A 12,137-nucleotide genomic window follows, 5' to 3' on the forward strand; every position below is an offset into this window, starting at 1 on the left:
GTTCGGATTAAACTTGTAATTTGCCTTTGGTAAAAATGGTAGATGAAATCAAATACGATTACGACTATATTTTTTTTGACGTTGCTCCTTCCACTGACACAGTCGTTGATGCAATAATTATGGCTTCTGATTATATCATTGCCGTACAAGAAGTTCGTAAAATGGCGATGGAAGGAACAAGTAATTTCATTGGGAAATACCTACAACCAATGTTAGATAATTTTCCTGAAGAAGCACACTTTCAAGTTGCAGGTGTATTGCCCGCACTTTTAACTTCTCATAAGAAGCGACAAATCGAAAACTATAGAGAGACTGTTGAAGTTTATGGACGCGATAACGTGTTCCACACTATTATCAAAAATCACGACCGTTTAGAAAATTTTGGCGAAGATGGTGTCTCACTCGAAGATTATAATGATCGAAAAATGTTTGGGCTCTTTGCCGATCTATTTTGTGAACTAGAGGCTCGAATTTCCTCATTTGAGAAAACTGGAGATGTTGAAAACTTTACTTATCAATCAAAATATTTTGATGCACTTGAAAATATTACATTACCACTTGGCAAGGAGATCGAAATAAATGGCGTTGCTGAATAAAAAGAACAATGAACAAAACACAGAAGATAATCGGAACAAGCCAACCATTATTGATGACGATGCAAAGATTACTTACGGTGAAAAACAATATAAGGCCAAAGATAGGCAGCCTATACAAGTCGATCCTCCGGTTGCCGATATGGTTCGAAATATCAGCTATGCAAAAGATATGCCAATGTACGAGGTTGTCAAAGTCGCCATGGAAGCTTATCGCGATACTCTTAGCGACTCTGAAAAAATAATTTATGATATGCGACAAGGCAAATAAATATAGCTAGTATATTAAGCATATTTAATATACTAGCTATATTTATTTGCCTTGTTGTTCTTTATCTATCACGAAACATATCAAATATATCAAATATATTTGATTAAATGAAACCGTCTTGACTATCATATCTTTTATCCTGTTATTCTCCTGTCTGTAAATTCTACGCAAAGAGAAGAGCGAGAAGATGGGGAAACACCAGTTATTAAAGTTGAACGTGTTCTCAGAATGCACCTATTCAACATCTAATTTAAAAATGTGACCTTCTAGGGATTGAAAAGTATGCTGAAATTACGTAAGGCGCTGCAATTAATGCGTAGCAGGTTAAAAATTCTACGCTACTATCTTTAACTAGTAATATGACAAATAACATTGCAGTGGATAAGACGGCAAGTGATGTGCGTAACCATGGCACCGTTGTCACATGATTTTTTTCTTTGTAACACGGATGCCTACGTTCAAAAAGTTTTGATAGCGTGCCCAAAATTATTAAAGTAATAACCAAATAAATCATTACAATTAACCATGAATGAATTATTTTCAATTGGAAACAAAGTAAATGCAATGATTAGGTATTGAAAAAGCGTATAGTTACCATAATTAATACCAATCATCTTATTTCCCCCTCTTAACTAATCTCGCAAGCTAAAAGTTTTCTTCTCAGATAACATCTAATTCATCCGATTCTTGATATTAATGACAGTCTGCACCGATACACCGGTTTCAGCCGCAATCGCTCGATAGCTAATTGGGGCACCGGTTGCTTTGTTTCTTAATTGATCAACGATACGACGGTAGATAAACCGTTTTTGTGGGTTAGGTGAATCTTCAGCGTATACCGGTCTAGTTCCGCGGTACTTTCCATTAGCCTTAGCAATCTCAATTCCTTGCCGCTGACGTTCCCGAATCTTTTTTCGCTCAGTTTGCGCCATATAAGCTAACAGCTTGGTTAGCATATCAAACATAAATTTGTCCATATCTGAATCCCCAGTCTGCATTGAAAGAAATGGGGCATCTAAGACTTCCATTCTAACCTGTTTATCTCTGATCTGCTTGATTATATCACTGGCGTCGTCATAGTTTCGACTAAGCCGATCTAATGAGGCCACTACTAATGTATCTCCTTGCCGCACATAAGCAATCGCCGCCTGTAATTCTGGTCGGTTCTGGGTCGATTTGCCCGATTGTTTTTCTTCAAAGATTTTCTCACATCTGGCTACTTTCAATGCTTTAATTTGGCGGGCCAAATTTTGATCAGTTGAGCTAACTCGTGCATAACCAACTTTCATCAATAACTCTCCTTTCAGAAGATCAGTCTCCCCCACCCTACTATATTCTGTTTAGACACTCTAATTAGACGGTTTGACAAAAACAAAGAACTGCTTGTTATCCCAAGCAGAATCTAAGCTTTTCTTCATAAGTTGATTATACTGCTTTTCGTCCATTTAGGGTACACTCTAGCAGAACATCACTGGATCATTTTATCACCAACACAAAAGACATCAGCAAATTTGTTAAACACAATTACCAGTATCTTAAACTATTGAATAGTACGCCTGGATGTAAGCTGATTCCTGAGACAACTTTTAAGAGAGCGTATAATGAATAAATCGTCTCTCAAAAGGAAGGAATTTTTACATGCCAACTCGTTACGACAAAGAATTCAAACAAAACATCATCGACCTATATAAGCAAGGCGAATCAGCCGCCCAACTGGCCAGAGAATATGGCATTGGCTATTCAACCGTTCATAAGTGGATCCAGGGCTTGTTCGGATTAAACTTGTAATTTGCCAGGTTCATTCAAACTATGTTTCCAATTTAAGACCTCAGTAATTCCCCAAGTACCAGCTAAAGCTACGACTAAAGCGGCTACTAGAGCACCACCTAAAATACTAGCACCAATCAGCAAGTTAGCAGCTGTTTCTCCAATAAAAGGGACTAATGAATTGGCCAAATCTCCAACCGTATTTAAAGATGTAGTATTTGTTTTATTACCAACCGTTGATGCAAAAGCAATCACAAAGATTAGCATAATTCCCTGTGTAATAAAAGTCCCTACCAAAGTGTCACGTCGCTCCTGTGGAATTTCGATGGTAATCAAATTCTTGTCAACTACTGCCCCTTGCTGGTAAAAAATCATCCAAGGCATGATTACAGCACCGATATTGGCAGCTAGTAAATATATGTAAGAAGAATGTCTCCATGGAATTGTCACTAATCCTTGGGCCATTTGACTGATATTTGGTCGGATCATTATCACGGCGATAAGAAATGCTAATTCAGCTAAGCCAATTGTAACCCCAATTTTCTCAACACGCCGATAACTACCACAAAAGGCGATCCCCACTAGCAGGATTGTTGCTAGTGGAACAGTAATCCATTTAGATATTCCAAAAAGTTCACCTACTCCTGCAACCCCCACAAATTCAGTTAGCAAAGCTCCAATTGCAGAAACTGCCAACGTACCTGCTGAAAGCCATGCCCAACCAGTTCCAAAATTTTCACGAATTAATTCACCATGTCCTTTGCGGGTAACAATTCCCAAACGAACCGTCATTTCTTGGACCATATATAGAATTGGGATTAACAGAAATTGTGGTAAGAGCATCGTGTACCCCCATTGTGTTCCTGATTGTGCTGCGGTGATTAAGCAACCTGCATCAGTATCTGCCAACATGACTATTAATCCTGGTCCCCAAATTTTTAACCAGTGATATTTAACATGCAGTTCCTTTTTTGAAGATGGTACTTGTGAGGACTCTTTGTTTCTATGAGTAATATTTGACTGCATTTCGATCAACTCCATTAATTGTCAGATCACAAATTCAATCTGAATTCTTTGCAAAATTATCCCTGTAGGGATTAAAGCATACTAATTCATTATTGCTGTTGCCTGGTTTAAATAATTGGTAATGATCACCTGCGGTAGCTTTATACCACAAAAGGCTGCAATTTTCACCCGCTCCAAAGTAGGTTATATTAGACAAAAGATCAGCTTCTTAAAAATGAATTTGTAGTAAACATTATTTTAAGGGAAGCTGGTCTTTTTTGGTTCTAACTTCGTTCGGATTAACTTTTAAAATCCACCTTATATATTTTATTGGAACAGCTTTGTTACATCCTGTCTCTATACCATGAAAGTGATTGGAAGTATTCAGTTGAATACTCTGTCCTACATAAATTGGAGTTTTTGTACTAATGTTGATACAACGTGATGATCAAAGTTAGCCAATACTCCCACTCATTTGATATCTAATCAAGCGATTTAATTCAACCGCATACTCCATGGGTAATTGTTTTGTAAAGGGGTCTAGAAATCCCATGACAATTAATTGTGTGGCAGTAGATTCATCAATTCCACGACTTTCTAAATAATAAAGTTGTTCCTCAGAAATCTTGGAGACCCTTGCCTCATGCTCGATCGTCCCATTACTAGTTTCAATATCGTTCACTGGAAAGGTATCACTACCACTTTGATCATCCATTAAAATGGTGTCGCACTCCACGTGAGAATGAGCATTGTCTGCTTGTTGGATGTACTTAATCAGGCCCCGATAGTCAGCCCGACCACCATCATGACAAATAGATTTTGAAACAATGGTACTATGAGTGTCCGGAGCCATATGGATCATTTTGGCCCCAGTATCTTGGTGCATTTGACTTCCAGCAGCTGCAATTGACAACATTGAACCTGAGGCACCGTGGCCGGCTAAGTAAATACTTGGATATTTCATTGTAACTTTAGATCCCAAATTACCGTCAACCCATTCCATCGAACTATTTTCATCGGCCTGCGCACGCTTGGTTTCTAAACTATAAACATTTGTCGACCAATTTTGAATAGTTGTATACCGACAACGGCCGCCTTTCTTCACAAACACCTCAACCACAGCCGCATGGAGGCTATCTTCTGAATAATTTGGCGCAGTGCATCCTTCAACATAGTTGACAGATCCGCCTTCATCAACGATTATCAAAGTCCGTTCGAATTGACCAGTTCTTCCGGCATTAATCCGAAAATAGCTCTGAATTGGGACGTCTGCGTGCACACCCTTGGGCACGTATAAAAATGTTCCACCGGACCAAACCGCTGTGTTAAGTGCGGAAAATTTATTGTCCGATGCCGCTACCAGGGTTCCAAAGTATTGTCTAACCAGATTTGGGTGCTCGCGAAGTGCTGTATCAGTATCCATAAAAATGATTCCTTTTACTTCAAGATCTTTTTTCAGATTACTATAAACAGCTTCAGATTCGTATTGGGCTGCCGACCCAGCCAAATATTTCCGCTCGGCTTCAGGGACCCCAATTCGCTCAAAAGTTTCCTTGATCGTATCGGGAACATCTTTCCACTTACGGGCAACATAATTGGTGGCACGTTGAAAATATTTGATGTGATCCAAATCAATCTGACTAAGATCTGGACCAAAGTGAGGTAATGGTTTTTCCAAATATATTTTGTAAGCCTTCAATCTGAGTGTCAGCATCCATTTCGGCTCTTTTTTGGCAATCGAAATGTTTTGAATGATCGATTCATTAATCCCGACTCCTGTTGAAAGGATTGGTCTAATTTTATCAACCTCTCCGCGCTCTTGGTTAAGTGCTTTTTTATTTGCTGAAGTTGATTTGTTGGCCACTTCTCTTCCCCCACTCCTCAATTACATCTGACACAGCATGCCATGCAAGGGCCCCACAACGGACCCGAGTTGGAAACTGTTTCAGTTTGCCAAATACGACACTGTCACCTAAATCGCCTGTCGTAATATGTTGCCCTAGCAATAATTTTTGAAATTCTTGAATCAATTGTGTTGCTTCGGCAACTGTCTTGTCAATTAATGTATCCGTCATAATACTGGCAGATGCTTGGCTAATAGCACACCCATCTCCAACGAAATTAAGTTCGTTAAAACAATCAGTATCAATTGAAACAAATACTGTGATTGTATCACCGCAATCCGGATTACGGCATGTTCTCACAAAGTCAGGACAAGCCAACTTCCCGTAGTGATGGGGATAATTGGCATGGTCAATAATGATTCGTTGATATAATTGTCGTATATCACTCATTTAAAAATCTCCCTTGCCTTTTGAATACCGACAACTAACTGATCAATTTCTTTTATAGTATTTTGAAAACTAACACTTGCCCGAACAACACTTTCTGTTCTCAAAAAATCCATGAGTGGATGTGCACAATGATGTCCCGCTCTGACGGCAACACCCACACTATCCAAAATTGTTGCAATGTCGTGGGCATGAATGCCTTCAACGTTGAAGCTGACCACAGCTTTATGATCATCTGCACTTGGTGATCCGTAAATAGTGACAAATTTAAGACCGTTTAATTCCGACATTAATCGTTCAACCAGAAGGTGATCAGTTCCCATAATGCTTGGATAACCGATACCATTAATATAATCAATTGCAGCACCAAGGCCAAGCACCCCGGCAATATTTGGAGTTCCTGCTTCAAACTTAAGTGGTGCCGGTTGAAACGTTGCTGATCGGCTAGTTACTTGATCAATCATCTCACCGCCAAACCGAACCGGGTTCATCTCCTCCAACAATTCTGACTTTCCATATAAGACACCCACTCCGGTGGGTCCAAACATTTTATGACCGGAGAATGCAACAAAGTCCACATTCATTTTTTGAACATCAATTGGCATATGGGCAACTGCTTGGGCTGCATCAACCACTAGTACTGCTCCAATCTCGTGCGCTTTTTGAGCAATGGGTCTCATATCCGTATACGTTCCAAGAACGTTGGATACCATAGCTAGAGAAACAACCTTGGTATGTCGATTGATCATCTTTGTTAGCTGTTTTTGATCCAAATGGCCTTTGCCGTCCACTTTAACTATTCGTAAGCGACCACCTGATTTCGCGGCCACCTGCTGCCAGGGGACTAAATTCGAGTGATGTTCTAGCACACTCACAATCATCTCGTCGTCCGGTTGAAGATGAGATAGAGCATAACCAAATGCAACCATATTTAAACTATCCGTTGTGCCACTGGTAAACACAATCTGGTTTTTGTCGTCAGCATTGATAAATTTTGCTACTTTTTGACGTACACCCTCATATTGTTGAGTAACCACATTGGCAAGTTTATACATTCCTCGATGAACATTGACCTTTTCACAATGATAATAGTGATCAATCACGTCAACAACGTACTGCGGAACTGGCGTTGTTGACGCATTATCTAAATATGCTAAATGATTATAAATTGTCATTAAAACTTTCACCCGATCCCATTTCAATAGCAGCTGTTATAATTTTTTGGATACGCTTATCGAATTCTTGCATTACAGGTGAAATAAAGTCATATACTAAAATTTTTCTCGCCTGCATAATCGGAATTCCGCGACTCAGTAAATAGTAAAGCTCGTCTAAATCATATTGGCCAACACTGGCAGCATGCCCAGCATTAACATCATTTTCATCAATCAACAATACTGGATTCACGGTACCATGAGTCGTTTCTCCGACTGTCATCAATCGGCTTTCCTGTTGGGCATCAGAACCAGATGCCCCCTTGACAATGTTTCCAATGCTTGTGAAGTTCACTTTTGATTTACCAAACAGAACACCTCGCATATTAATCCGGCTTTTAGTGTGAGGTGCATAATGATTAACACTTGCCTGAAGCCCGCAATGATCAGAAACAGTCCCGGTCTTCAAAACGTTTAGCCTACCAAAACTACCTTGGCCATTGAGATTAATCGCAACATCTCCTAATAAACCACCATGAATGCCAGGTGTCAGTGACCAAACAGTCTGACAATCTCGAGCAGCGTCCAAATTTCCAAATAAAACGAGGTTTAAATTTGAATGATTCAAGATAGTGGTCGTCAATTTTAATTGACTGTTATCATTCTGACTTCCAATCATTATCAAACTAGCATTACTGGCTTGACCAGCAATTATAACCTGTTGGTTAATTGTTATACGACTATTAGTCCCCAAGTTCAGTAAAAGTGAATAGTTCGAGGAAAGTTGATTGAAAACATCAATGTTCAAGTTAAGTGGCTTCTGGATAATTGTATTTTCCGGAATAATCACTTCCAAACCACTAATTTGCTGAGAGAAATGTTGAATGACATAGTGATTTTTTTTGTGAGTATGGATAAAATTTAAAATTTCCTGTGTTTGGTGGGATTGGATTGTGCAAGCATCGATACGGCTTATTTGGCCGCCCTTCGCTTTAATCTCAGCGATTGCATTCTGATTTGCGTGCCATTTCCAATCACAGGTATTTTGATCACTATGAAAGTCAAAGTCTTCCGGTGTATAATGAATACCTAAATATTTTGGAAAATGTGGATGTTGAAATTCAGCGGTTTTGAGTACTTTTTTGATTGACACCAGTTTTTTACTCCCTCACCTTATATCAGCTTTTCATAACCGGTATTTTCAAGGTCCATTGCTAACTTCGGACCACCAGTTTTAACAATTCGACCATTCATCATAATGTGGACAACGTCGGGAACAACGTAATTTAACAATCGTTGATAGTGAGTAACCATCAAACAACTAAACTTCCGATCACGCATCGAATTAATTCCTTTAGCAACCACCTTGAGAGCATCGATGTCAAGCCCCGAATCAATTTCATCCAAAATAGCCAGTGTTGGTTTCAACATCATAAGCTGAAGAATCTCGTTACGTTTTTTCTCACCGCCGGAAAAGTCTTTATTGAGGCCACGGTCAGTGTATGCTGGATCAATATTAAGAATCTCCATATTCTGATGTAATTGATCTAGAAACTGTAATACCGGTACATTCTGGTTACCAGTACGTGCATTCATTGCTGAGTGGATAAAGTCTGCATTGGTAATCCCCGCTACTTCAACAGGGTATTGCATAGCCAAAAAGATCCCCGCACGAGCGCGTTCATCAATTTTCATCTTTGCAATATTCCGACCATCCATCAAAATTTTTCCGTCGGTAATCTTGTACCGGGGGTTGCCCATAATCGTTTCTGACAGAGTGGACTTTCCAGTTCCATTGGGACCCATCAGCGCATGAATTTCACCATCGTGAATATTCAGGTTAACGTCATCTAGAATCATTTTATCTTGAACTGCCACAGATAAATGTCTAATTACTAATTCAGCCACTTATATTTCCTCCAAATCATCTTATGAGTTTGTCCCATATAATTACTTTATTTGCAGCCAAAGATTTAGGAACATCGATAATCCGCTGATTGGAACTCCCCCTAAACTGAAGGGTCAGATCTTTTTGGGTTTCAAGAAAACGCCCATCCACCAAAATGTCGATCAACCTAAGCAGTTCAAGTTTGTCATATGATTCTTGCATCAATTCATCCCATGTATAACCCGTCCATGACCAGATGTCCTTAGTCTGACCAAATTCTTGTCGAACCCTGCGACATAATTTTAAACAAACCTGCGTATTTAAAAATGGTTCGCCCCCAAGCAAAGTCAATCCCTGGACATAGATTTCAGACATATCTGCAATGATCTGATCCTCTAGTTTTTTAGAATAAGGTTTACCATAATGAAAATTTTGAGCAGCCTTGTTATAACACCCTGGACAATTGAAAAGGCAACCAGAAACATAGAGACTGCAGCGAACGCCTTCACCGTCCACCATATTAAAAGGCTTGTAACTTGCCACATAGTGCTGACTGCGCTCAGAAGCTAACCACTGTTTTGGCAGTGGATTATTCGGTTCCCGAACCTGATTATTTCTTGTCATTTGACATTTCTCCCAGTCTCATATTCTTAACCCGTGAAGCAATTTCCTTATGACGACCATGAACCATAGGCCGAATCATGGGATTCCCCAGGTAACCACAGGTTCGCTTAACCACGTCACAGGTTTGGGGATCCCGATTACCACAATTGGGACACTCAAAGCCTTTGGCTGTTGGTTTAAAATCTCCGTCGAAGCCACACTTAAAGCAGTGGTCAATTGATGCATTGGTTCCCAAATACCCCACATGGTTATATGCCCAATCCCACACCGCTTCAAGAGCAGCCGGATTTTGTTTTAGGTTTGGGTATTCACAATAGTGAATAAACCCACCGGAAGCGTATTTAGGATATGCTTCTTCAAACGCTAATTTTTCAAATGGCGTCGGATTCTTGCGCACATCATAATGAAAACTATTGGTATAATAGTCCTTCGATGTAATATCAGGAATCCGGCCGAATCTTTTAATGTCGTCTTCACAAAAAGTATCCGTTAACGACTCAGCGGGTGTCGAATAGACACTGAAATGATAGCCATATTGTTTTTCCCACTTTGCACAATAGTCGTGGAGATATTTTACAATTAAAACTGTGAAGTCGTGTGCCTCACGATTATGTTCCCATCGTGGGCCATAAAATTCCGTACCAACTTCGTAGAGGCCAATATAGCCTAAAGAAATTGTTGACCGATTGTTCTTGAACAACTCGTCGACTGAGTCCGTTTTCTTCAAACGTTTTCCAAATGCACCATTTTCGTATAAAATGGGTGCATTTTCGGGCTTTGCCTGCTTACATCGGTTCAATCGACTCATTAATGCCCGTTTCGCCAGGTGAATCCGATCATCCATAATTTCCCAGAAAACAGCCTTATCGCCTTTAGACTCAATGGCAATTCTCGGTAGGTTGATTGTGATCACCCCTAAATTCATCCGACCACTGTTAACCTCTTTTCCATTCTCATCTTTCCATCCCTGCAAGAAGCTACGACACCCCATTGGACATTTAAAGTTGCCAGTTATTTCGACGATTTTGTCATACATCAAAATGTCAGGGTACATCCTCTTAGTTGCACACTCGACGGCCAGCTCCTTAACATCATAATTTGGATCTGTTTTCTTCAAGTTTAATCCACGTTTAAGTGTAAAAATTAATTTGGGAAAAATAGCTGTTCGGTGTTGTTTACCCAACCCTTTAATTCGAACGTTCAGGATTGCCTTCTGAATTTCTTTTTCAATCCAAGAAGTTCCCAGCCCAAAACCGACTGTCGTAAACGGTGTTTGCCCGTTAGAAGAAAACAGCGTGTTGACTTCATATTCGAGCCCCTGCATAGCATCATAAATGTCTTTTTTTGTTTTTTCCTTTGCAAAAGCGATCCGTTTATCGGGTGTCACCCAATCTTTAGCCTCCGCAAGATGCTTTCGGTAGTTAAGAGCTGCATATGGGGCCAATACTTCATCAGTGCGATCAGATGAACAGCCACCATACTGACTTGAAGCCACATTCGCAATAATCTGTGACATCTGGGCGGTTGCTGTCTGAATCGACTTAGGAGGTTCAACATCAGCATTTCCAATCTTGAACCCATTTGCAAGCATGTTTTTAAAGTCAATCAAACAACAATTTGTCATTGATGTTAACGGAGAATAGTCCAAATCATGATAATGAATATCTCCACGTAGATGTGCTTTGGCAACAGTTTGAGGCATCATTGTCAGTCCAAGTGATTTGCCGACCATCCCAGCGGTTAAATCTCGGCGAGTACTAAAAATCTTACTATCTTTATTAGCATTTTCGTGAACAACGGTCTCTTTTCCGTTAAAGAGTTGCCCCAGCTTTTTCTGGGGATTAATAGCTTCCAACCAATTCTTAACGTCAGCAGCGCGATATTCATCATATTGATTGGCAAGCTTGGCCTCTCCAATCGAGATAAGCGTACCTGTAAACCATTTGCGAATTTCGAGAGAGGAAATGGTTTTGGGGGATTGGGTAACTCGTGAAAAGATACGGGCACGTACCTGGTCCTTAATATCATCCCTATTCGTTAATGCATCAAGAACTAGGGTAATTTTATAAGCATAAAACGGCACTATTTCACCATCGCTTTTCTTAACCCTTTTCTCCTTAAGTGCTCTCCATTTAATTGTTTGAACTGATTTTATATAATCCATTTGATTGATCCTTCCTGTATTTTCTTAAATGATTAGATTACCAATGTTTAGTAATTGGATCACCATATGTAAGCCAAAATGTTATAACTTAAGCATGGGTAATCGGTTGTCATGAAACGCTACGTTCCACGGATTATATTCCATATGGAAAAATCTTGATCTCCAGGTAAAACAAGACCAGATATCTTTAGTACTTAATTATTAGTTGCTGTAGTTTTCCATGAATTGCTGCTTATTGCTTATTTATGCCAGCTCCGATTAATATACTACCAATAAATTCTAACCGGGCTTCAGGAAAAAGTAAACTCCAATATGCACAATATGTAGTAGTACTATCATGAACATGTTCTATATATTGGTAGATTGTAAAATTAATCCGA

The 12,137-nt window shown here is 39.6% G+C and carries 11 protein-coding genes and 1 pseudogene; 3 read left to right on the top strand and 9 right to left on the bottom strand.

The features are described from left to right. The first annotated feature begins 20 nt into the window (after positions 1 to 20). Both FD07_RS10910 and prgO read left to right on the top strand, forming a co-directional pair. Complete coding sequence (locus tag FD07_RS10910; RefSeq protein ID WP_020090519.1) at positions 21 to 596, top strand: ParA family protein; 576 nt, start codon at positions 21 to 23, stop codon at positions 594 to 596. Next, positions 580 to 864 (top strand): DNA segregation protein PrgO, encoded by a 285-nt coding sequence (gene prgO, locus FD07_RS10915; protein ID WP_020090520.1) that lies wholly within the window; start codon positions 580 to 582, stop codon positions 862 to 864. Before FD07_RS10910 ends, prgO begins: the two co-directional genes overlap by 17 nt. Positions 865 to 1,535: 671 nt before the next feature. On the opposite strand, the gene FD07_RS10920 is transcribed toward prgO, so the two are convergent. Next, on the bottom strand, positions 1,536 to 2,153 hold the full coding sequence (locus FD07_RS10920) for a recombinase family protein (RefSeq protein WP_020090522.1): 618 nt from the start codon (positions 2,151 to 2,153) through the stop codon (positions 1,536 to 1,538). 349 nt (positions 2,154 to 2,502) lie between these two features. On the opposite strand from FD07_RS10920, the gene FD07_RS10925 reads away from it, so the two are divergent. Next, positions 2,503 to 2,652 (top strand): helix-turn-helix domain-containing protein, encoded by a 150-nt coding sequence (locus FD07_RS10925; protein ID WP_020090232.1) that lies wholly within the window; start codon positions 2,503 to 2,505, stop codon positions 2,650 to 2,652. A 9-nt stretch (positions 2,653 to 2,661) separates the two neighbouring features. Here the strand turns inward: FD07_RS10925 and FD07_RS10930 are convergent. From FD07_RS10930 to nrdD, 8 genes and pseudogenes are all read right to left on the bottom strand, one after another. Then, positions 2,662 to 3,657, bottom strand: a pseudogene (locus tag FD07_RS10930) (NRAMP family divalent metal transporter); the annotation flags it as partial. Positions 3,658 to 4,090: 433 nt separating this feature from the next. Next, positions 4,091 to 5,434, bottom strand: a complete 1,344-nt coding sequence (sufB, locus tag FD07_RS10935) for a Fe-S cluster assembly protein SufB (RefSeq protein WP_373879005.1) — start codon at positions 5,432 to 5,434, stop codon at positions 4,091 to 4,093. A 37-nt stretch (positions 5,435 to 5,471) separates the two neighbouring features. Beyond that, positions 5,472 to 5,930 (bottom strand): Fe-S cluster assembly sulfur transfer protein SufU, encoded by a 459-nt coding sequence (gene sufU / locus FD07_RS10940; RefSeq protein ID WP_020090229.1) that lies wholly within the window; start codon positions 5,928 to 5,930, stop codon positions 5,472 to 5,474. Beyond that, on the bottom strand, positions 5,927 to 7,102 hold the full coding sequence (locus tag FD07_RS10945; protein ID WP_020090228.1) for an aminotransferase class V-fold PLP-dependent enzyme: 1,176 nt from the start codon (positions 7,100 to 7,102) through the stop codon (positions 5,927 to 5,929). Before FD07_RS10945 ends, sufU begins: the two co-directional genes overlap by 4 nt. Then, the gene (locus FD07_RS10950; protein ID WP_020090227.1) at positions 7,089 to 8,234 is read right to left on the bottom strand and encodes a SufD family Fe-S cluster assembly protein; all 1,146 of its coding nucleotides are present in this window, start codon (positions 8,232 to 8,234) and stop codon (positions 7,089 to 7,091) included. The genes FD07_RS10945 and FD07_RS10950 overlap by 14 nt, the downstream gene beginning before the upstream one ends. Before the next feature lie 20 nt (positions 8,235 to 8,254). Then, a complete protein-coding gene (gene sufC / locus FD07_RS10955) occupies positions 8,255 to 8,989 on the bottom strand; it encodes a Fe-S cluster assembly ATPase SufC (RefSeq protein ID WP_020090226.1) in 735 nt (244 codons plus the stop codon). 16 nt (positions 8,990 to 9,005) lie between these two features. Continuing rightward, complete coding sequence (nrdG, locus tag FD07_RS10960) at positions 9,006 to 9,593, bottom strand: anaerobic ribonucleoside-triphosphate reductase activating protein (protein WP_020090225.1); 588 nt, start codon at positions 9,591 to 9,593, stop codon at positions 9,006 to 9,008. Then, on the bottom strand, positions 9,580 to 11,757 hold the full coding sequence (nrdD, locus tag FD07_RS10965; RefSeq protein WP_020090224.1) for an anaerobic ribonucleoside-triphosphate reductase: 2,178 nt from the start codon (positions 11,755 to 11,757) through the stop codon (positions 9,580 to 9,582). The genes nrdG and nrdD overlap by 14 nt, the downstream gene beginning before the upstream one ends. Positions 11,758 to 12,137: the final 380 nt, after the last annotated feature.

It is taken from the genome of Levilactobacillus parabrevis ATCC 53295 (assembly GCF_001434055.1).
Classification (GTDB): Bacteria; Bacillota; Bacilli; order Lactobacillales; family Lactobacillaceae; genus Levilactobacillus; species Levilactobacillus parabrevis.

What these genes read in the sequence shown, in the direction of transcription:
- prgO (WP_020090520.1), top strand. Translation starts at nt 580, where the DNA reads ATGGCGTTGCTGAATAAAAAGAACAATGAACAAAACACAGAAGATAAT.
- FD07_RS10920 (WP_020090522.1), bottom strand. Translation starts at nt 2,153, where the DNA reads ATGAAAGTTGGTTATGCACGAGTTAGCTCAACTGATCAAAATTTGGCC.
- FD07_RS10925 (WP_020090232.1), top strand. Translation starts at nt 2,503, where the DNA reads ATGCCAACTCGTTACGACAAAGAATTCAAACAAAACATCATCGACCTA.
- sufU (WP_020090229.1), bottom strand. Translation starts at nt 5,930, where the DNA reads ATGAGTGATATACGACAATTATATCAACGAATCATTATTGACCATGCC.
- FD07_RS10945 (WP_020090228.1), bottom strand. Translation starts at nt 7,102, where the DNA reads ATGACAATTTATAATCATTTAGCATATTTAGATAATGCGTCAACAACG.
- nrdG (WP_020090225.1), bottom strand. Translation starts at nt 9,593, where the DNA reads ATGACAAGAAATAATCAGGTTCGGGAACCGAATAATCCACTGCCAAAA.
- nrdD (WP_020090224.1), bottom strand. Translation starts at nt 11,757, where the DNA reads ATGGATTATATAAAATCAGTTCAAACAATTAAATGGAGAGCACTTAAG.